This is a genomic window from Dyadobacter sp. (assembly GCF_039919315.1).
Taxonomy (GTDB): domain Bacteria; phylum Bacteroidota; class Bacteroidia; order Cytophagales; family Spirosomataceae; genus Dyadobacter.
The window spans coordinates 116745-135140 of sequence record NZ_JBDSFX010000035.1; the positions used below are offsets into that span (position 1 = coordinate 116745).

Sequence of the window (18396 nt, forward strand, 5' to 3'; positions counted from 1 at the left end):
TGTAAGCTTCATATTTTAAAAGTGCAATAATACGAAATTTGGCCCTGGGTATCATAAAAAAGCCGCCCCGGAACTGTTCAGTGCGGGGCGGCAGGAAATAAGTTTGAAAAAAATATCAGTAGCTCAGAATCGTGAACTCTGTTCTTCTGTTTCGCTGATGTTCTTCTTCGGTTTTTGCATTCGGAACAATTAATTCTCTCTCACCATAACCTCGGGCAACCATTCTGTCGGCGTCTATTCCTTTGGTATTAAGGTAAGTAACAGCTGACTCGGCCCTGTTTTGAGACAATGTCATGTTATACGCATCCGTCGCACGGGCATCTGTATGTGAGCTTAGTTCGATCTTCATGGTCGGGTTATCTTTCAGGATCTGGACCAGTTTGTCGAGTTCAGTGGCGGCGTCGGAGCGGATATTGTATTTATTCAAATCATAATAAATGTTTTCGAGCACGAATGTCTTGTTCAGTTCGAGTTTATCCAATTTGATAGTCACATTGAATGTAGTATCGGTCAATTCTTTTGACAAGAATATCGGAGGAACGGAGCGCCCATTCATAGAAAATGGCTCGCGTTTGCTGATATAGCCTTTTCTTTCTACGAGTAAGGAATAAGACTTGCCTTCTTCCACCGGCTGTTTACCAAATTTCCCTTCCGAGTTAGACGGTAACTGGGCGATTTGAGTATCCGAAGTATCTGGCAAAATATGGATGATCGCTGAATCGATAGGCGTTGCACTTTGCGAGTTTGCTACTACATTACCTCCTAAGAAATATCTCACGACTTTCGGCTTCCCATTGATGTAATTAGGGTTATTTGGATTGAGCGGATTGGTTGGATCATTGTTTTGAGCAACAGTTGCACTATCTGGCTCCTCAGGGGATGCAAAATAGTAAATGTCATCATCTCCTTTTCCACCATCACGGTTAGATGCAAAAAAACCCTTTTTTAGATTCTGATAAAAAATCAAACCAAAGTCATCCTGAGGACTATTGAATGGCAGACCAAGATTTTCAATTGAAATGACTCCCTGTGTACGCGTTGCTGAGAAAAGGTCCAGCTTCCCTAGGCCAGGATGACCATCGGAAGCGAAGTAAAGTTTTCCACCTTCGGCCACATACGGGAACATTTCATCGCCAGCAGTATTAATATCTTTGCCCATATTCACAGGTTTGCTGAAACGTCCCGAAGCGTCCATGTTGGTACGGTAAAGATCTATTCCACCGGAGCCACCTGCCCGGTTGGAAGCAAAGTAAAGTGTTTTTCCATCTCGTGAAAAAGCCGGTGAGCCATCCCAGGCCAGCGAATCGTTAATAGGCAGAATGGCCGGGATAGTCCATTGCCCGCCTACATTGCGGCTCATATATAGGTCCACATCCGGGGCATCTTTCTTTTTTCCAGTATTGCCACGGGCAAATACGAGGGTTTTGCCGTCGGGTGAAAATGCAGGTGAGGCTTCATTGGCCTCTTCCGCAAATATTTCCTTACTAAACAAAACGGGGATACCTTGTGTGGCCCCTGCATCCTGAGAAATTGATATTTTATACAGTCCCAGCATGGCTTGGCCATTGTTTTTGTATATTTTCTCTTTTTTGGAAGATGAAAATACCAACTCATTTCCTAAAACTGTGGGCGAAAATTCGGAACCTGCTGTATTTAGCGGGATATCTTTTAGCTCGACTTCCATTTTCTCAGTTTTGAGGCGGTCGGCAATTCTAAGTATCTCAACCTCTCTTAGTGCTCTCTCTTGCAAATTCTGAGCACTGGCAGTGTCTTTTGCAAAAGCCGCAAACTGGCTGGCAGCTTCCGCATACTGACCATTGGTTTTTAGTGCATAGGCATATTGAAACTTCGCATCGGGACTAACGAGCCCGCCGTCAAGCGCTTTTTGATAATAAGGTATTGATTCTTTGAATCGGTTGGAGAGCCGGTAGGATTCCGCGATGAGGTAGTTGGTTTTTAAAGGCTCGTAGTTTGCCGCGGCAGCTTTCTGGAATCCTTTAATGGCGAGCTCATACTCTCCGTTTGAAAATTTCTTTTGCCCGTCCTTATATGCCTGCATGGCTGAGTTGCAGCCGGACAGGTACACACTTAATGTAACGAGACAAAGTATGAGGGTAAAATAACTCCGCAAAAGTTTCATAATGTAAAGTATAAAATCAAACGATCGACGCGCACAAATGGGTTTTTGAAAAGCAATACTAATAAACAACGTTTGGAAATAAAATTCCGGATATTATACAGGAAGATTTTTATTCAATCAGTTACTTCGGCATTTTTTAGCACAAAATTGGGCTCGGGTGCGCGGTAGACAGCATACCATGAACCATCGTTTTCAAATATATACCAATAGTTTGTTTTAAATACGCTTGTAAAAAAATATACTAACAGTTTGTAAATCAACGCGAGTTTCTTACTTTTGCAGTCCGATTTTTCGGGAAAACTGTTTATATAACAATAGACTGGTAAAGTAACCTAGTCAAAATCAATTTGTTAAATGCCAACTATTTCACAATTAGTCCGTAAAGGTAGAGAGACCATTACATGGAAATCAAAGTCACCGGCTTTGGATTCTTGCCCTCAGCGTAGGGGTGTGTGCACCAGGGTGTACACTACAACGCCAAAAAAACCGAACTCCGCTCTTCGTAAAGTCGCCCGTGTTCGTCTTTCCAACAACAAGGAGGTGAATGCCTATATCCCAGGAGAAGGCCATAACCTGCAAGAGCACTCGATCGTTTTGATCCGTGGTGGTCGTGTGAAAGATTTACCAGGTGTGCGTTACCACATTATCCGTGGTGCATTGGATACTGCGGGTGTTAACGGTCGTAAACAACGTCGTTCTAAGTATGGTGCTAAGCGTCCAAAACCAGGACAAGTTGCAGCAGCGCCAACAAAAGGTAAGAAAAAATAAAAAGTAACTCTCTCTGCTTTTATTAAGTAATTAATCTGATAAAAGGGAAGTAATCCATACTGATGGTGTGGGTGAATAAGTTGCAAAACGAAACCTCGTGTAAAAAAATTAAGACAAAATGAGAAAGTCGAAACCAAAGAAAAGATATATCCTTCCTGATCCGAAGTTCAGGGATGTTCAGGTTACTAAGTTTGTGAACAACCTGATGTTCGAAGGAAAGAAAAGTATTGCATTCACCATTTTTTACGATGCTTTGGCACTCGTAGAGAAAAAGACCAGCGAAAGCGGTCTTGAAACGTGGAAGAAAGCATTGAACAATGTAACTCCTTCTGTTGAAGTAAAGAGCCGCCGTGTAGGTGGTGCTACTTTCCAGGTTCCAACCGAAGTTCGTCCTGAGCGCAAGCAATCATTGGGAATGAAGTGGTTGATCAACTATTCCCGTAAACGCGGAGAAAAAACAATGGTTGACCGTTTAGCAGGTGAAATTATCGCCGCTGCGAAAGGTGAAGGAGCTGCTGTTAAAAAGAAAGACGATACGCACCGTATGGCAGATGCCAACAAAGCGTTCTCACACTTCAGGTTCTAGGGAATCGGAGGTTAATGATATCAAGCCGGATACTGCGTTTGCAGTATCCGGCTTTTTGCTTGTAATTGGAAGGGATATGCGTCGTCAATATCAGTTTACAGTGGACGTTTACAAAAATGCGGCTTGCGGAAGTGTCGTTTGTTTTTGACGTAGAATTCAAAGCTTGCAAGGAGTGGTGATCAGATTTGCCAACTTCTTTTGAATTAAATGAAAAATTAACCTTCTCATAATTGTTTTTATAATCAACAATTTATACTTTTGCGCTCTGAATTTTTGGAAGTACTGTGTTTAATGGTCTTCAAAAGGTTCAAAATGCTTCGGATTGAATTGCACATCGAATATAAAATAACACATCACCATCTGTCATGGCACGTGATCTAAGATTAACAAGAAACATTGGTATTGCTGCGCACATTGATGCAGGTAAGACAACCACAACGGAGCGTATCCTTTATTACGCAGGGGTGAGCCACAAAATTGGAGAAGTACATGATGGTGCTGCTACAATGGACTGGATGGAGCAGGAGCAGGAACGTGGTATCACTATTACTTCGGCAGCTACAACGGTTGACTGGAACTATCGTGGTGAAAAATATCATATCAACATTATCGATACACCGGGACACGTTGACTTTACAGTTGAAGTAAACCGGTCACTTCGCGTTTTGGATGGTCTTGTATTCCTTTTCAGTGCAGTTGATGGTGTTGAGCCTCAGTCTGAAACGAACTGGCGCTTGGCTAACAACTATAATGTAGCACGTATTGGTTTCGTAAATAAAATGGACCGTTCAGGTGCAGACTTTCTTAAAGTTTGTGCGCAGGTGAAAGAAATGTTGGGCAGCTATGCTGTTCCTCTTCAATTACCGATCGGTGCAGAAGATACTTTCCGTGGAGTAGTTGACTTAGTTAATTTTCGCGGTATCGAATGGAATGAAGAAGATAAAGGAATGACTTTCAGAGAAGTTCCTATTCCTGACGATATGCTTGAAGAAGCAACTGAATGGAGAGAAAAATTGCTTGAAGCTGTTGCCGAATTCGACGACACTTTAATGGAAAAATATTTTGAAGATCCAGCTTCGATATCAGAAGACGAAATTCTTGCGGCTTTGCGTGCAGCAACGATCAGCATGAAAATCGTTCCTATGGTTTGTGGTTCTTCATTCAAAAATAAGGGTGTTCAAACGATGCTTGATTACGTGATGGCAATTTTGCCTTCTCCACAAGATCGTGAAAGCATCATCGGAACTGATCCACGTACTGGTCTTGAAATTTCGCGTCAGCCAACGGATGCAGATCCTTTCTGTGCACTTGCGTTTAAAATTGCAACGGATCCTTATGTAGGACGTCTTTGTTTTATTCGCTCTTACTCAGGATATCTTGATTCAGGTTCTTATGTTCTGAACAACCGTTCAGGAAACAAAGAACGTATCTCTCGTATTTTCCAAATGCACGCTAACAAGCAAAATCAAATTGATCGTCTTGAAGCGGGTGATATTGGAGCGGTTGTAGGTTTCAAAGATATCAAAACTGGCGATACATTGTCTGATGAAAAGAACCCAATTGTTCTTGAATCAATGGTGTTCCCTGAGCCTGTAATTGGTTATGCTATCGAGCCTAAGAAAGCGGCTGATAGTGATAACTTCTCGAAAGCTATTACCAAATTGATCGAAGAAGACCCTACGTTGCAGGTTGAAAGTAACGAAGAAACTGGTCAAACTATCATCAAAGGAATGGGTGAGCTTCACCTTGAAATTATCATCGACCGTATGCGTCGTGAGTTCAAAGTAGAAGTAAACCAGGGTGCTCCTCAGGTTGCTTATAAAGAGATCCTTACTAAGAATTTTGAACACCGTGAAGTTTATAAGAAACAAACCGGTGGTCGTGGTAAATTTGCCGATATCGTTTTTGAAATCGGGCCACGTGATGATAACGAAGAAGGCAAAGAACCAAAAACTGGTTTGCAGTTTGTCAACCAGATTGTAGGTGGTACTATTCCTCGTGAATTTATCGCTCCGATTCAAAAGGGTTTTGAAGCTTCTATGTCAAATGGTGCTTTGGCTGGATATCCTTTGGATTCTATGAAGGTACGTATCTTCCACGGTTCATTCCACGATGTCGATTCAGATGCACTATCTTTCGAATTGGCAGCAAAAATTGGTTTCAAAGAAGCTGCTCGTCATGCAGGGTCTAAGTTGATGGAGCCGATTATGCACGTTGAAGTTCTGACCCCTGATGAATACACAGGACCGATCACTGGTGACCTTAACCGTCGTCGTGGTTTGATGAGAGGCATGGATTCACGTAATGGTGCGCAGGTTATCAAATGTGATGTTCCTTTGTCTGAACTTTTCGGATACGTAACAGATCTTCGTACAATGTCATCTGGACGTGCTACTGCTTCATTGACCTTTGCTTATTATGAGATCGTGCCTAATAACATTGCTGAAACAGTAATTGAGAAAGCAAAAGGCTTAGTTAAAGCGTAATTGATGATCCGTTGTCAGAGCAATCTGATAACGGATTCTTTATATAACTTTAAATCAGTGAAGTAAATGGTTCTTTCGCTGGTGGATTGTCGGAGTGACTTCGATTAATTTTCTGAACCGGAAACAAACAAAAAAAGATGAATCAAAAAATTCGTATCAAACTAAGGTCGTTTGACCACAATCTGGTTGACAAGTCAGCGGAGAAGATTGTAAAAGCAGTAAAGGCGACAGGAGCGGTTGTAAGTGGCCCAATTCCTTTGCCAACAAAGACTGAAAAGTTTACTGTTCTTCGTTCTCCACACGTTAACAAGAAGTCAAGAGAGCAATTCCAGCTTTGTACTTACAAACGTTTGGTTGATATCTTCTCTACTAGCGCCAAAACAGTTGATGCGCTGATGAAACTTGAATTGCCGAGCGGAGTTGACGTAGAGATTAAAGTTTAGTTTAAGCGACTTATTTAGTTAAGTCAACAATATAAATTGGATGTAGGTCCGGTCTCCGGAAACCACATCTGAGCTCAGAAGAAACAAAATAGATGTTTGCTAATCAGCGAACATTAGGGTTTCGGAAAACAGAGGTCAGATGTGTAAAAACATCTGACCTTTTTTGCTGATTATCAGTGAGAAATAAATAAAATCTGCTTGGAATCGAAATTTTAATTTTCTACCTTTGCAGTCCGTTTTAAAGAATAAGGGTTTTACCTGCTAATTTTAATTTCAAAACATGTCTGGTTTAATAGGTAAGAAAATCGGAATGACTAGTTTGTACAATGCTGACGGGCAGGCTCTGGCATGTACTGTGATTCAAGCTGGTCCTTGTGTTGTTACACAAGTTAGGTCCGAAGAAAAGGATGGCTATAAAGCTATCCAACTGGGTTTTGGAGAGAAGAAAGAGAAAAGCTCTTCACAACCTATGATTGGCCACTTCAAAAAAGCCAACACGACTCCCAAACAAAAAGTGGTTGAGTTTAAGGAATTTGAAGTGGAGCATGAACTTGGAACTTCATTATCCGTACAGGATATCTTTGAAGAGGGTGAGTTTGTTGATGTTGTTGGATCTGCTAAAGGTCGCGGTTTTCAGGGTGTTGTAAAGCGCCATGGTTTCGCCGGGGTAGGAGGTCAGACTCACGGTCAGCATAACAGAGCACGTCACCCAGGTTCGATTGGTGCCTGTTCATTCCCATCACGCGTATTCAAAGGCATTCGTATGGGTGGACGCATGGGTAACAATCGTGTAAAAATTCAGAATTTACGTATTCTGAAAGTGATCCCTGAGCAAAATCTATTAGTTGTTAGTGGCTCAGTACCTGGTTCAAAGAATTCTTTTCTAATCATTGAGAAATAGTACCAATGGAACTATCCGTAATTAATATAAAAGGAGAAGATACCGGTAAAAAGGTAAATGTGTCTGAGGAGATCTTTGGCATTGAACCGAATACGCATGCGATCTATCTCGATGTGAAGCTTTACCTGGCTAACCAGCGCCAAGGAACTCATAAGTCAAAAGAACGTGCTGAGATTAATCACTCTACTCGTAAAATCAAACGTCAAAAGGGAACCGGTGGTGCCCGTGCAGGTAGCATTAAGTCTCCTGTGTTTGTAGGTGGTGGTCGTATATTCGGACCAAGACCTCGTGACTATGGTTTTAAAATCAACAAGAAAGTAAAAGTATTGGCTCGTAAGTCAGCTTTTTCTGTCAAAGCTCAATCTGATTCAATTTCAGTTCTTGAAGCATTTTCATTTGATGCCCCAAAAACTAAATCGTATCTGAATGTTTTGAATTCACTTTCGTTAGTGAATACCAAAACATTACTGATTCTTCCATCTGTTGACAGCAATGTATATCTGTCAAGCCGTAACATTCCAAAAGCAAAAGTTACAACAGTGGACGCGGTCAATACTTATGACCTGATGTATGCAGACCGTCTTTTGATAAGTGAATCTGCTCTGTCTATTTTGGAAACCCAATTGAACAAATAACAATGAGTGTACTGAAACGTCCGATTATAACCGAAAAGGTAACGGCTCAGGGTGGTCAAGGAAAATATGCCTTCGAAGTGTCCCTTACTTCTAATAAAGTAGAGATCAAAAAGGCTATTGAAAAACTGTTCGGGGTTACCGTGGAAAGCGTTCACACCATGCGTAGCATTGGTAAAAGTAAATCCCGCACTTCGGGAGGTAAATTTGTAAGTGGAAAAACGTCAACTATCAAGAAAGCTATTATAACGGTAGCTGAAGGCGAGATCATCGATATCTACGGTGAAGCATAAGAATAGTTGAGCGATTCAAATCTTTGACGAGTTAATAGCAAATGGCAGTTAAAAAATTAAAACCGACAAGTGCTGGTCAGCGTTTCCGCTCGGCTCCTACGTTTGAGGAGATCACAACAGCGAAACCTGAGAAAAGTCTTCTGGAAACCATCAAGAGAACGGGTGGTCGTAATAGCCAGGGACACATGACCATGCGATATATAGGTGGTGGTCACAAAAGAAAGTATCGTGTGATCGATTTCAAAAGAAATCGTTTCGATGCGCCCGCTACCGTACTAACAATAGAATATGATCCAAACCGTTCAGCGCGTATTGCTCTTGTTCAGTTTGAAGATCAGGAAAAGAGATATATCATTGCTCCTAACGGACTAAAAGTTGGGCAGATAATCGTTTCCGGTAATTCAGTTGCTCCCGAAGTTGGAAATGCACTTCCATTAAGTGCGATGCCTATCGGTACAATTGTTCACAACATCGAGCTTACTCCTGGTAAAGGTGGTCAGTTTGCAAGAAGCGCAGGCGCTTATGCACAACTAGTGGCGAGAGAGGGTAAGTATGCAGTTCTTAAAATGCCTTCTGGCGAAATGAGAATGATTCTTTCTACTTGCATCGCAACTGTTGGAACTGTGTCTAACTCAAGCCACATGAATGTAGCTTTAGGCAAAGCGGGTCGCAGAAGATGGTTAGGTCGTCGGCCACGTGTACGTGGTGTTGCAATGAACCCAGTTGATCACCCAATGGGTGGTGGTGAGGGCCGTTCTTCAGGAGGGCAGCCTCGGTCAAGAAATGGTCAATTTGCAAAGGGTCTCAAAACTCGTGACCGCAATAAGCATTCTGAGAAATTGATTATCAGCCGTCGTAAAAAATAATAGTATAACATGGCACGCTCATTAAAAAAAGGACCATATATAGACTTCCGTCTGGAGAACAAAGTAACTGTGATGAACAGTGCAGCTCGTAAGTCAGTTATCAAAACATGGTCTCGACGCTCAATGATTTCGCCTGATTTTATCGGGCATACATTTGCGGTTCATAACGGAAACAAGTTTATCCCGGTTTATGTAACTGAGAACATGGTTGGTCACAAACTGGGAGAATTTTCTCCAACACGTAACTTCCGTGGCCACACAGCAAAAAAAGATAAAGGTAGAAAATAATTAGTCGACGATAGCTGGTTCTGAACAAGAACGAGCCTATATCTGAAAGAACATGGAAGCAAGAGCTATATTAAAAGATGTGCCTACTTCTCCTCGCAAGATGAGGTTAGTAGCCGACATGATTCGCGGACAAAAGGTCAGCAAAGCGTTGGCACTTTTAAAGTTTCAACCAAGAGCCTCTTCACCAGTTTTGCATAAAGTTTTGCTTTCTGCTGTAGCCAACTGGCAACAATTGAATGAAGACGCGAAGCTGGAAGACGCAGATCTTATTGTTAAAACCGTATTTATTGACGGTGGACGTATGTTAAAGCGTTTGCGCCCTGCGCCTCAAGGAAGAGCACACAGAATCCGTAAGCGATCAAATCACATTACAATTGTGATAGACGATGCATCGGTTTCGGCCACAGGCGCGGATAAAGAAGCAGTAATCACCGAATCATAAGTAAAACGATCTATATCGAATGGGACAAAAGGTTAATCCTATAGGTCTGAGACTAGGAATTGTTAGAGGATGGGAGTCAAGTTGGTATGGAGGAAAGGACTTCTCTGACAAATTAGTTGAGGACGAAAAAATCCGTAACTACATTAAAGCACGTATCCCAAAAGGGTCGATTTCAAAAGTAGTTATCGAACGTACGCTAAAACGTATCACATTAACGATACATACAGCCCGTCCGGGAATTGTAATTGGTAAAGGTGGTAGCGAAGTCGATAAAATTAAGGAAGAGCTCAAAAAGATCACAGGAAAAGATGTTCAGATTAACATCTACGAGATCAAACGCCCTGAGATTGATGCTAAATTGGTAGGCGAAGCAATCGCTCAACAGTTGCAAGCTCGTATTTCTTACCGTAGGGCAATGAAGCAATCAATTGCATCTGCTATGCGTGTAGGAACACAAGGAATCAAAATACGTCTTGCTGGACGCCTTGGTGGTGCAGAGATGGCACGTACAGAAGAGTACAAAGAAGGCCGTATACCTCTTCACACATTGAGAGCGGACATCGACTATGCGATCTCAGAAGCTCAAACTATCTATGGTAAAATAGGTATTAAGGTTTGGATCTTCAAAGGTGAGTTGTACGGAAAGCGTGATTTGACTCCGAGTGCAGCAACTGCTGCGTCTGATAGGGCAGAAAGAAGTGCATCTGGGGGAAACGATCGTGGTGGAAATGATCGCGGTGGAAGAGACAGAAGAGGCGGCGGTCGTGGGGGAAATGATGGTGCTCCGCGCGGTGAAGGCGGAGGAGGCGGAAGTGAAGCCGATCGTCGTAAGAGAAATAAGAATAAGAAGAAGTAATCAGACATTTTCCGGTTTAGGCCGGGTCAAATAGATTAGAATCATGTTACAGCCGAAAAGGACAAAATTTCGCAAGCAACAAAAGGGAAAAGGATCATATAACGGTCTGGCAACTCGTGGACATGAGATCGCTTTTGGATCATTTGCTATCAAAGCACTTGAACCAGGTTGGTTGACTGCACGCCAGATTGAAGCGGCCCGTATCTCGGTAACACGTGCTATGAAACGCGAAGGTCAGGTTTGGATCCGTGTCTTCCCAGACAAGCCGATTACCAAAAAGCCTGCAGAGGTTCGTATGGGTAAAGGTAAGGGTGCTCCTGAGTATTGGGTAGCTCCAGTTAAGCCGGGTACAATCATCTTCGAAGCGACTGGTGTTGCACTGGATACCGCAAATGAAGCATTGCGTTTGGCTGCACAAAAGTTGCCAATTAAAACCAAGTTCGTGGTACGTCGGGATTATCAGGAATAGGGTTATCCCAAATGTATTAAGAACGCTAATTATTTAAAGCAATGACTAGTAAAGAAATAAAGGATCTGTCGCAAGATCAGCTTAAAGAGCAGATCGCCCAAGAGAGAGAGCGCTTACTAAGGTTGAAATTTGCTCACGCTATTTCTCCAATCGAAAACCCTTTGCGTATTCGCGCCTCACGTAAGGAAATTGCAAGACTCTTAACAGAGCTGTCGGCTAAATCTAACCAACAGTAAATCAGTTTAGAAATTATGGAGGCAACAGAAAGAAATTTACGTAAAGAAAGAGTAGGTAAGGTAGTGAGCAACAAAATGGAGAAATCCTGTGTGATCACTGTTGAGCGTAAGGTGAAGCATGCCAAGTATGGTAAGTTTATGACTAAAACTACCAAGCTAATGGTACATGACGAATCAAATCAGGTTGGTATCGGTGATACGATCCGTGTGATGGAGACTCGTCCGCTAAGCAAGAACAAGCGTTGGAGATTAGTAGAAATCCTTGAAAGAGCGAAGTAATCATGGTACAGCAAGAATCAAGACTGTCAGTAGCAGATAACAGCGGCGCCAAAGAAGTACTTGTAATACGGGTACTTGGTGGAACTGGAAAACGTTATGCATCAGTTGGCGATAAGATCGTCGTAACAGTAAAATCTGCTCTTTCTTCGAGCAATATGAAAAAAGGAACGGTTTCAAAAGCCGTTGTGGTACGGACTAAAAAGGAAGTACGACGGAAGGATGGTACTTACATCAGGTTTGAAGATAACGCCGCAGTTTTATTGAACAACAATGATGAACCTCGTGGTACACGTATCTTTGGCCCGGTTGCCCGGGAACTGCGTGAAAAGCAGTTTATGAAGATTGTATCATTAGCACCAGAAGTGTTGTAAGAAATCAAAGTGTAAGTATTTCTTTAAACTGAAAAGAGAATACCTCAAATGGAAAGTAAAAATAAAAAAGCACCAGCTAAGTTACATGTTCGCAGCGGAGATACTGTAAAGGTAATTTCAGGAAACGCAAAAGGCGAGACAGGTGTAATTAAGAAAGTGCTTGTAGAAAAGCTAAGAGCTACCGTTGAAGGCGTGAATTTGATCACAAAACATGTGAAACCTAACGCACAGAATCCTCAGGGTAGTATTGAGAAGCGCGAGGGTGCTATTCATATCAGCAACCTGATGGTTGTGGATCCTAAGACGGGTGAAGCAACAAGAACTGGCCGTAAAGCTGACGATAAAGGAAAGTTACAACGGTATTCAAAGAAGACTGGAAACATTTTGTAGTCCAAAGTCTTAGAATTAGTTGAATTTATAATTAAGCAGTGGGTCGGTAATCCACGATAATAAATTTAGAAAAATGGCACAGCCAAGACTAAAAGAAAAATACGTAAGCGAAATTGTTTCGCAACTGAAAGATAAGTTTCAGTACAAGTCAATCATGCAGGTCCCGCGCTTGACCAAAATCGTTATCAACAAAGGTATTGGTGCTGCGGTAGCGGATAAGAAGCTAGTTGATACAGGTGTTGAAGAGCTGGGTCTTATTACAGGACAAAAAGCAATTGCAACGATCTCTAAGAAAGCGGTTTCGAACTTTAAGTTGCGTGAGAACATGCCTATTGGGGCGAAAGTTACTTTACGTGGAGATCGCATGTATGAGTTCCTAGATCGATTGACAGCTATTGCAATGCCTCGTGTAAGAGACTTTAAGGGTATCAGCGACAAAGGCTTTGACGGACGCGGTAACTACACGTTTGGTGTTAAAGAGCAAATTATATTTCCTGAAATTAGCATCGAAAAGGTGAACAAAATTACGGGAATGGATATCACATTTGTTACTTCAACCAATTCAGACGAAGAAAGTTATGAGTTGTTGAAAGCACTGGGTATGCCCTTTACTAATGTGAATAAATAAGGATAATTCTTAATATAAGATATTTACCGACAATGGCAAAAGAATCAGTTAAAGCAAGGGAGAGAAAAAGACAAGAACTAGTTGCTCGCTATGCTGAAAAGCGTACTAAATTGAAAGCAGCTGGGGATTGGGTGGGTCTTGACAAGTTACCACGTAACTCTTCTCCTGTTCGTCTGCATAACCGATGCAAAATCACGGGAAGACCTCGTGGATATATGCGAAAATTCGGGATTTCGAGAGTTCTGTTCCGGGACATGGCCTCTGATGGAAAAATTCCGGGTGTTACAAAATCAAGTTGGTAAGATACTTTCAATTCTGATTTCAATTACTTAACTTTGCACTCCCGTTTAAAAGGGGTGTTTAAACTAGGCATAAAAATGTTAACGGATCCCATAGCAGACTATCTGACGAGACTCAGAAACGCTATCAAAGCGAAGCACAGGGTTGTTGAGATACCTGCATCCAACATAAAAAAAGAGATTACGAAAGTACTTTTTGATAAAGGATATATTCAGAGTTATAAATTTGATGAAGTAGGTCCTCAGGGAACTATCAAGATCGCTTTGAAATACAATCCTGTGACAAAGCAATCTGCAATTGTAAAATTGGAGAGGGTTAGTAAGCCTGGACTGCGAAAATATTCAGGTTCATCAACACTACCCCGCGTATTAGGTGGTTTAGGTACAGTGATTATCTCTACATCAAAAGGTGTAATGACAGATAAGGAAGCTAAAACACTCAATGTTGGTGGTGAAGTGTTATGTTTCGTGTATTAATATTTTAAAGTTATTCAGGAAATGTCACGAATAGGAAATAAAGTTATCGTTTTACCCGCAGGTGTTTCGGTGTCTGTTGCGGAAGATAACGTAGTGTTAGTAAAAGGGCCGAAAGGTTCACTTTCGCAAGCAGTAGATAGCGATATCACTGTTGAGGTGGAAGGTAGCGAGCTGAAAGTTACGCGTCCAACTGAGCAAAAGCGCCACAAAGCTTTGCACGGATTGTATCGCTCTCTCATCAATAACATGGTGATTGGAGTAGATGCAGGATATAAGAAGGAGTTGGAGATTATTGGTGTGGGTTACAAAGCGAGTGCAGTTAATAATGTGTTAGAGTTACAATTAGGTTACTCTCACAATATTTTCATGGCTATCCCTACTGAGATTAAGTTGACAACTACCTCTGAGAAAGGACAGAATCCAAAAGTAATTTTGGAAGGAATCGATAAAGAATTGATCGGTTCAGTGGCTGCGAAGATCAAATCGTTGCGCAAAGTTGAGCCTTACAAAGGAAAAGGTATACGTTTTGTTGGTGAAGTAGTTCGTCGTAAAGCAGGTAAGTCTGCCTCTAAGAAGTAGTGCGTTGCCACGTAGTAATGTTATAAACAAAGTTAGATAAGATTAAAAATGGCTAACGCAAAAGCAGATAGGAGACAACGCTTAAAGTTTCACATTCGCAAGAAAGTGAAAGGTAGTTCAGAACGCCCCCGGTTGTCGGTTTTCCGTTCGAATACCAGCATTTACGCGCAAATTATAGATGATATTAGTGGTGTAACTCTTGTAAGTGCATCATCCGTTGACCTGGGAGGAAGAAAAGAAAACTCTAATGTTGAAGTTGCTCTTCAGGTAGGAAAGAAAATAGCTGAAAAGGCACAGGAAGCAGGTATTCAGGCGGTGGTTTTTGACCGTAACGGATATTTGTATCATGGAAAAGTAAAAGCATTGGCCGAAGGAGCTCGTGAGGGTGGCCTGAAATTCTAAGTATAACAAAGACTATGTCTACAAATACAAAACCTTCAAAGGTTAACGAATCTGACTTGAAAGAGCGCGTTGTAGCGATCAATCGGGTAGCAAAAGTAGTAAAAGGTGGTCGTCGTTTCAGTTTTTCGGCCATAGTTGTGGTTGGTGACGGAAATGGAGTAGTTGGTTATGGTTTAGGTAAAGCCAACGAAGTTACGGACGCAATTGCGAAGGGAATTGATGATGCTAAGAAAAACCTGATTCAAATTCCAATGTTGAAACATACCGTCCCACATGCTATGGAAGGTAAGTTTAGCGGAGGTTTTGTATTGATCAAGCCAGCAGCTCCTGGTACAGGTGTTCTTGCAGGTGGTCCAATGAGGGCGGTACTTGAAAGTGCAGGTATCAAAGATGTACTTGCGAAATCCAAGGGATCTTCAAACCCACATAATGTTATCAAAGCTACAATTGATGCTCTTTTGAAAATGAGAGCTCCGCATCAGGTTGCTTTCCAACGTGGCGTTAAATTAGAGAAAGTATTCAACGGTTGATCCTTTTTGGATTTTCCTATATCTGAGAGTAATCATGTCAAAAGTACGTATTACACAAGTTAAGAGCACAATTGATCGTCCTGAGAGACAAAAGCTTACTATTAAGGCGCTGGGTCTTGGTAAGTTGAACAGATCGGTAGAAAAAGAAAATAGCGATGCTATTGCGGGAATGATCCGTAAAGTAAGCCATTTGGTTAAAGTTGAGGAAATTTAACATATACGAATAGTATGAATCTTAGTTCATTACAACCAGCTGCGGGTTCCGTTAAAGTAGGAAAACGAGTTGGGCGTGGTCAGGGATCCGGAAAGGGTGGTACTGCCGCACGTGGACACAAAGGAGCTCAGTCCCGCTCCGGTTATAGCCGGAAGGTAGGATTTGAAGGAGGGCAGATGCCGCTTCAAAGACGTTTGCCTAAATTCGGATTTAACAATATTAACAGAATTGAGTACAAGGCCCTTAATTTGGATGCTATTCAAGCGCTTGCGGAAAAAACAGGTGTGACTGTAGTGACCTTGGAATTAATTCGTGAGAATGGTCTTTGTGCTAAAAAAGATCTTGTTAAAATCTTGAGCAGAGGAGAGATTTCGGCAGCAGTTGAGGTTCAGGCTCATGGTTTCTCAGCATCAGCTGTTGAAGCAATTGAGAAAGCAGGAGGTAAGGCGGTTAAACTATAATATTGCTGTTCTTCAAACACAGGTTGTTGAATTTGGACAGCTAATGTAAGCCCACAAGATGAAACGATTTTTAGAGACTATAAAACACATATTTGCAATTGAGGAGTTGAGAACACGTATTCTCAACACTCTTTTGTTTATAACGATCTTCCGTTTGGGGTCTTACGTAGCTTTGCCGGGTGTTGAGCCCGACCAAATGAATGTTTCTTCCCAAGGCTTGTTAGGTCTTTTGGATACTTTCCTAGGTGGGGCTTTTAGTAAAGCTTCCATTTTTGCGCTCGGTATCATGCCTTATATTTCTGCTTCCATTGCAATTCAGCTTCTAACAATGGCGCTGCCATATTTTCAGAAGATGCAAAAGGAGGGGGAATCTGGTCGTAAGAAATTGAACCAGATTACGAGAGTTCTTACTATTGTTGTAACGCTTGTACAGGGTACTGCTTATTTGAACACTACCGTGCCGGATGAGGCTTTATTGGTAACAAGAAGCCTGTTTTCGATTTCGTCAGTATTTGTATTGACTGCCGGTACTATGTTCTGCATGTGGTTGGGCGAGAGAATTACAGACAAAGGAATTGGTAATGGAATTTCAATGCTGATTATGATTGGTATTGTTTCCAGATTCCCAGGAGCAATTTACAAGGAGTTTGTTTCAAGAGGTAGCGGAGGGATTTTGTTGTTCGTGCTTGAAATTGTTGCATTGTATTTTGTGATAATGGGAGCGGTGATGTTAACACAAGCTGTTCGCCGAATTCCAATTCAGTACGCAAAACAAGTAGTTGGTAACCGTGTCATGGGTGGCCAGCGGCAATACTTGCCGTTAAAGTTGAATGCAGCGGGTGTAATGCCGATCATTTTTGCCCAAGCTTTGATGTTTATTCCATCGTTAGGTGCATCATACTTCGCTGAAAAGAGTGATTTTGCAAGTAATGTTGCGACGATTTTTGCGAATTATACAACTTGGCAGTACAATTTGCTTTTTGCCGTTTTGATTATCGTTTTCACATTCTTTTATACCGCGATATCTGTGAATCCACAGCAAATTGCGGATGATATGAAAAGAGGTGGAGGTTTTATTCCAGGTGTAAAGCCTGGTCAGCAGACTTCTGAGTATATAAGTTCTGTTTTAGATCGCATTACGTTTCCAGGATCTTTGATGTTAGCGGTTGTTGCAACGTTGCCTGCTTTTGCAGCCTTGCTTGGAGTGTCAACTGATTTTGCGCATTTCTTCGGGGGAACATCGCTACTAATTATGGTAGGGGTTGTTTTGGATACATTGCAGCAAGTTGAGAGCTATCTGTTGATGCGGAGATACGAAGGCTTAATGAAATCAGGACGGGTTAAGGGTAGAACGGAGAGCGTGGCTATCTGATCAGGAAATGATTTATTTAAAAACTGAGGAAGAAATACAACTTATTAAGGATAGTGCGCAGGTTCTAGGAAAGGCGCATGCTGAGGTTGCGAGCTGGGTTAAGCCAGGTATCACCACTGAAAAACTTGATGCAGTTGCAGAGGAGTATATACGGAGTTATGGTGGTATACCTTCCTTTAAAGGATTTAATAAGTTTCCTGCTTCTCTCTGTATCTCTGTCAATGAAGTAGTAGTTCATGGAATTCCAGGTAGCTACGTATTAAAAGACGGAGATATTGTTTCGATTGATTGCGGAGTTAAGTTAAACGGTTTCCATAGCGATAGTGCATACACTTACCCTGTTGGAGAAGTGTCCAAGCAAGTGATGGATCTTTTAACGGCCACAAAAAAATCGCTTTATAAGGGAATCGAACAGGCTGTCGACGGACTACGGGTTGGAGACATCGGATTTGCAGTTCAAGATTACGTAGAGCAGAGAGGGTATACTGTAGTAAGAGAACTAGTTGGTCATGGAGTAGGAAAAGATCTTCATGAAAGTCCAGAGGTTCCAAATTACGGTAAGAGAGGAAAAGGTATCAGGCTGCGAGAGGGGATGGTTTTGGCAATTGAGCCGATGATTAACCTGGGTACTAAGGCAGTAATGCAAGAAAGAGATGGATGGACGATCAGAACAACTGACAGGAAATTTTCAGCTCACTTTGAACACACTATAGTAGTTCGGAAAGGTAAAGCAGAGATTCTGACAACGTTCGATTATATTGAAAAAGTGACGGCCAACACCAGCCTTATGGTTGAAGTAAAGTAATAAACGCTACGAATGGCAAAACAAGCATCAATAGAGCAAGACGGGGTAATTTTAGAAGCACTTTCCAACGCAATGTTTCGTGTGGTTTTAGAAAATAAACATGAGGTTATTGCGCATATATCTGGAAAAATGAGAATGCATTATATAAAAATTTTACCGGGCGACCGTGTTAAGTTGGAAATG

General features: G+C 41.8%; 28 protein-coding genes. 27 read left to right on the forward strand and 1 reads right to left on the reverse strand.

Annotated features, from left to right (window positions below):
* Window positions 1-115 precede the first annotated feature (115 nt).
* Complete coding sequence (locus ABIO93_RS10370) at window positions 116-2059, reverse strand: OmpA family protein (RefSeq protein ID WP_348067274.1); 1944 nt, start codon at window positions 2057-2059, stop codon at window positions 116-118.
* 435 nt (window positions 2060-2494) lie between these two features.
* Here ABIO93_RS10370 and rpsL point away from each other — a divergent pair, with 435 nt between their 5' ends.
* The 27 genes from rpsL to infA all read left to right on the forward strand — a co-directional run.
* Window positions 2495-2908: a 30S ribosomal protein S12 gene (rpsL, locus tag ABIO93_RS10375; RefSeq protein WP_026631225.1), complete on the forward strand. Its 414-nt coding sequence runs from the start codon at window positions 2495-2497 to the stop codon at window positions 2906-2908.
* A 118-nt stretch (window positions 2909-3026) separates the two neighbouring features.
* The gene (gene rpsG, locus ABIO93_RS10380) at window positions 3027-3494 is read left to right on the forward strand and encodes a 30S ribosomal protein S7 (RefSeq protein WP_348067233.1); all 468 of its coding nucleotides are present in this window, start codon (window positions 3027-3029) and stop codon (window positions 3492-3494) included.
* Between the two features lie 365 nt (window positions 3495-3859).
* Window positions 3860-5980, forward strand: coding sequence for an elongation factor G (gene fusA, locus ABIO93_RS10385; RefSeq protein ID WP_348067235.1), 2121 nt, complete (start codon window positions 3860-3862; stop codon window positions 5978-5980).
* 137 nt (window positions 5981-6117) lie between these two features.
* Window positions 6118-6423 (forward strand): 30S ribosomal protein S10, encoded by a 306-nt coding sequence (gene rpsJ, locus ABIO93_RS10390; RefSeq protein ID WP_015813787.1) that lies wholly within the window; start codon window positions 6118-6120, stop codon window positions 6421-6423.
* 280 nt (window positions 6424-6703) lie between these two features.
* The gene (gene rplC / locus ABIO93_RS10395; RefSeq protein WP_348067237.1) at window positions 6704-7324 is read left to right on the forward strand and encodes a 50S ribosomal protein L3; all 621 of its coding nucleotides are present in this window, start codon (window positions 6704-6706) and stop codon (window positions 7322-7324) included.
* Between the two features lie 5 nt (window positions 7325-7329).
* Window positions 7330-7959, forward strand: coding sequence for a 50S ribosomal protein L4 (rplD, locus tag ABIO93_RS10400; RefSeq protein WP_348067238.1), 630 nt, complete (start codon window positions 7330-7332; stop codon window positions 7957-7959).
* Window positions 7960-7961: 2 nt separating this feature from the next.
* Window positions 7962-8249 (forward strand): 50S ribosomal protein L23, encoded by a 288-nt coding sequence (rplW, locus tag ABIO93_RS10405; protein WP_056280041.1) that lies wholly within the window; start codon window positions 7962-7964, stop codon window positions 8247-8249.
* A 41-nt stretch (window positions 8250-8290) separates the two neighbouring features.
* Entirely contained in the window at window positions 8291-9115 is an 825-nt protein-coding gene (rplB, locus tag ABIO93_RS10410; protein WP_348067241.1) for a 50S ribosomal protein L2, read from the forward strand.
* A gap of 9 nt (window positions 9116-9124) precedes the next feature.
* Complete coding sequence (gene rpsS, locus ABIO93_RS10415; protein WP_115830811.1) at window positions 9125-9403, forward strand: 30S ribosomal protein S19; 279 nt, start codon at window positions 9125-9127, stop codon at window positions 9401-9403.
* Window positions 9404-9455: 52 nt separating this feature from the next.
* Window positions 9456-9845, forward strand: coding sequence for a 50S ribosomal protein L22 (gene rplV, locus ABIO93_RS10420; RefSeq protein WP_348067243.1), 390 nt, complete (start codon window positions 9456-9458; stop codon window positions 9843-9845).
* Window positions 9846-9864: 19 nt separating this feature from the next.
* Window positions 9865-10701: a 30S ribosomal protein S3 gene (rpsC, locus tag ABIO93_RS10425; protein ID WP_348067245.1), complete on the forward strand. Its 837-nt coding sequence runs from the start codon at window positions 9865-9867 to the stop codon at window positions 10699-10701.
* A 43-nt stretch (window positions 10702-10744) separates the two neighbouring features.
* The gene (gene rplP, locus ABIO93_RS10430; protein ID WP_138480884.1) at window positions 10745-11170 is read left to right on the forward strand and encodes a 50S ribosomal protein L16; all 426 of its coding nucleotides are present in this window, start codon (window positions 10745-10747) and stop codon (window positions 11168-11170) included.
* Between the two features lie 41 nt (window positions 11171-11211).
* Window positions 11212-11406: a 50S ribosomal protein L29 gene (gene rpmC / locus ABIO93_RS10435; RefSeq protein ID WP_031528745.1), complete on the forward strand. Its 195-nt coding sequence runs from the start codon at window positions 11212-11214 to the stop codon at window positions 11404-11406.
* Between the two features lie 15 nt (window positions 11407-11421).
* On the forward strand, window positions 11422-11685 hold the full coding sequence (gene rpsQ, locus ABIO93_RS10440; protein WP_348067248.1) for a 30S ribosomal protein S17: 264 nt from the start codon (window positions 11422-11424) through the stop codon (window positions 11683-11685).
* 2 nt (window positions 11686-11687) lie between these two features.
* A complete protein-coding gene (rplN, locus tag ABIO93_RS10445) occupies window positions 11688-12056 on the forward strand; it encodes a 50S ribosomal protein L14 (RefSeq protein ID WP_026631237.1) in 369 nt (122 codons plus the stop codon).
* Window positions 12057-12104: 48 nt separating this feature from the next.
* Window positions 12105-12446: a 50S ribosomal protein L24 gene (gene rplX, locus ABIO93_RS10450; protein WP_244821571.1), complete on the forward strand. Its 342-nt coding sequence runs from the start codon at window positions 12105-12107 to the stop codon at window positions 12444-12446.
* 73 nt (window positions 12447-12519) lie between these two features.
* A complete protein-coding gene (gene rplE / locus ABIO93_RS10455; protein WP_348067251.1) occupies window positions 12520-13074 on the forward strand; it encodes a 50S ribosomal protein L5 in 555 nt (184 codons plus the stop codon).
* 32 nt (window positions 13075-13106) lie between these two features.
* Entirely contained in the window at window positions 13107-13376 is a 270-nt protein-coding gene (gene rpsN, locus ABIO93_RS10460; protein WP_138480892.1) for a 30S ribosomal protein S14, read from the forward strand.
* 75 nt (window positions 13377-13451) lie between these two features.
* Window positions 13452-13850 carry a 30S ribosomal protein S8 gene (gene rpsH / locus ABIO93_RS10465; protein ID WP_031528740.1) on the forward strand — a complete coding sequence of 133 codons (399 nt, stop codon included), beginning with the start codon at window positions 13452-13454 and terminating at the stop codon, window positions 13848-13850.
* 21 nt (window positions 13851-13871) lie between these two features.
* Window positions 13872-14429, forward strand: a complete 558-nt coding sequence (gene rplF, locus ABIO93_RS10470) for a 50S ribosomal protein L6 (RefSeq protein WP_348067254.1) — start codon at window positions 13872-13874, stop codon at window positions 14427-14429.
* Window positions 14430-14477: 48 nt separating this feature from the next.
* Entirely contained in the window at window positions 14478-14831 is a 354-nt protein-coding gene (gene rplR / locus ABIO93_RS10475) for a 50S ribosomal protein L18 (protein WP_348067256.1), read from the forward strand.
* Window positions 14832-14845: 14 nt separating this feature from the next.
* Window positions 14846-15361 (forward strand): 30S ribosomal protein S5, encoded by a 516-nt coding sequence (rpsE, locus tag ABIO93_RS10480; RefSeq protein ID WP_348067258.1) that lies wholly within the window; start codon window positions 14846-14848, stop codon window positions 15359-15361.
* A gap of 34 nt (window positions 15362-15395) precedes the next feature.
* Window positions 15396-15575, forward strand: a complete 180-nt coding sequence (gene rpmD, locus ABIO93_RS10485; RefSeq protein WP_031528736.1) for a 50S ribosomal protein L30 — start codon at window positions 15396-15398, stop codon at window positions 15573-15575.
* 14 nt (window positions 15576-15589) lie between these two features.
* A complete protein-coding gene (rplO, locus tag ABIO93_RS10490) occupies window positions 15590-16036 on the forward strand; it encodes a 50S ribosomal protein L15 (RefSeq protein WP_348067260.1) in 447 nt (148 codons plus the stop codon).
* Between the two features lie 58 nt (window positions 16037-16094).
* On the forward strand, window positions 16095-17408 hold the full coding sequence (gene secY / locus ABIO93_RS10495; RefSeq protein ID WP_348067262.1) for a preprotein translocase subunit SecY: 1314 nt from the start codon (window positions 16095-16097) through the stop codon (window positions 17406-17408).
* Window positions 17409-17415: 7 nt separating this feature from the next.
* Entirely contained in the window at window positions 17416-18213 is a 798-nt protein-coding gene (gene map / locus ABIO93_RS10500) for a type I methionyl aminopeptidase (RefSeq protein ID WP_348067264.1), read from the forward strand.
* A gap of 12 nt (window positions 18214-18225) precedes the next feature.
* Window positions 18226-18396: translation initiation factor IF-1 (gene infA, locus ABIO93_RS10505; RefSeq protein ID WP_348067276.1), on the forward strand; the 171-nt coding region annotated here is incomplete at its 3' end.

What these genes read in the sequence shown, in the direction of transcription:
- rplP (WP_138480884.1), top strand. Translation starts at nt 10,745, where the DNA reads ATGTTACAGCCGAAAAGGACAAAATTTCGCAAGCAACAAAAGGGAAAA.
- fusA (WP_348067235.1), top strand. Translation starts at nt 3,860, where the DNA reads ATGGCACGTGATCTAAGATTAACAAGAAACATTGGTATTGCTGCGCAC.
- rpsQ (WP_348067248.1), top strand. Translation starts at nt 11,422, where the DNA reads ATGGAGGCAACAGAAAGAAATTTACGTAAAGAAAGAGTAGGTAAGGTA.
- rplE (WP_348067251.1), top strand. Translation starts at nt 12,520, where the DNA reads ATGGCACAGCCAAGACTAAAAGAAAAATACGTAAGCGAAATTGTTTCG.
- ABIO93_RS10370 (WP_348067274.1), bottom strand. Translation starts at nt 2,059, where the DNA reads ATGCAGGCATATAAGGACGGGCAAAAGAAATTTTCAAACGGAGAGTAT.
- rplR (WP_348067256.1), top strand. Translation starts at nt 14,478, where the DNA reads ATGGCTAACGCAAAAGCAGATAGGAGACAACGCTTAAAGTTTCACATT.
- rpsE (WP_348067258.1), top strand. Translation starts at nt 14,846, where the DNA reads ATGTCTACAAATACAAAACCTTCAAAGGTTAACGAATCTGACTTGAAA.
- rpmC (WP_031528745.1), top strand. Translation starts at nt 11,212, where the DNA reads ATGACTAGTAAAGAAATAAAGGATCTGTCGCAAGATCAGCTTAAAGAG.
- map (WP_348067264.1), top strand. Translation starts at nt 17,416, where the DNA reads ATGATTTATTTAAAAACTGAGGAAGAAATACAACTTATTAAGGATAGT.
- rpsN (WP_138480892.1), top strand. Translation starts at nt 13,107, where the DNA reads ATGGCAAAAGAATCAGTTAAAGCAAGGGAGAGAAAAAGACAAGAACTA.
- secY (WP_348067262.1), top strand. Translation starts at nt 16,095, where the DNA reads ATGAAACGATTTTTAGAGACTATAAAACACATATTTGCAATTGAGGAG.
- rpsC (WP_348067245.1), top strand. Translation starts at nt 9,865, where the DNA reads ATGGGACAAAAGGTTAATCCTATAGGTCTGAGACTAGGAATTGTTAGA.
- rpsH (WP_031528740.1), top strand. Translation starts at nt 13,452, where the DNA reads ATGTTAACGGATCCCATAGCAGACTATCTGACGAGACTCAGAAACGCT.
- rplC (WP_348067237.1), top strand. Translation starts at nt 6,704, where the DNA reads ATGTCTGGTTTAATAGGTAAGAAAATCGGAATGACTAGTTTGTACAAT.
- rplO (WP_348067260.1), top strand. Translation starts at nt 15,590, where the DNA reads ATGAATCTTAGTTCATTACAACCAGCTGCGGGTTCCGTTAAAGTAGGA.
- rplF (WP_348067254.1), top strand. Translation starts at nt 13,872, where the DNA reads ATGTCACGAATAGGAAATAAAGTTATCGTTTTACCCGCAGGTGTTTCG.
- rpsL (WP_026631225.1), top strand. Translation starts at nt 2,495, where the DNA reads ATGCCAACTATTTCACAATTAGTCCGTAAAGGTAGAGAGACCATTACA.
- rpsG (WP_348067233.1), top strand. Translation starts at nt 3,027, where the DNA reads ATGAGAAAGTCGAAACCAAAGAAAAGATATATCCTTCCTGATCCGAAG.
- rpmD (WP_031528736.1), top strand. Translation starts at nt 15,396, where the DNA reads ATGTCAAAAGTACGTATTACACAAGTTAAGAGCACAATTGATCGTCCT.
- rplB (WP_348067241.1), top strand. Translation starts at nt 8,291, where the DNA reads ATGGCAGTTAAAAAATTAAAACCGACAAGTGCTGGTCAGCGTTTCCGC.
- rplD (WP_348067238.1), top strand. Translation starts at nt 7,330, where the DNA reads ATGGAACTATCCGTAATTAATATAAAAGGAGAAGATACCGGTAAAAAG.
- rplN (WP_026631237.1), top strand. Translation starts at nt 11,688, where the DNA reads ATGGTACAGCAAGAATCAAGACTGTCAGTAGCAGATAACAGCGGCGCC.
- rplV (WP_348067243.1), top strand. Translation starts at nt 9,456, where the DNA reads ATGGAAGCAAGAGCTATATTAAAAGATGTGCCTACTTCTCCTCGCAAG.
- rplW (WP_056280041.1), top strand. Translation starts at nt 7,962, where the DNA reads ATGAGTGTACTGAAACGTCCGATTATAACCGAAAAGGTAACGGCTCAG.
- rpsJ (WP_015813787.1), top strand. Translation starts at nt 6,118, where the DNA reads ATGAATCAAAAAATTCGTATCAAACTAAGGTCGTTTGACCACAATCTG.
- rpsS (WP_115830811.1), top strand. Translation starts at nt 9,125, where the DNA reads ATGGCACGCTCATTAAAAAAAGGACCATATATAGACTTCCGTCTGGAG.
- rplX (WP_244821571.1), top strand. Translation starts at nt 12,105, where the DNA reads ATGGAAAGTAAAAATAAAAAAGCACCAGCTAAGTTACATGTTCGCAGC.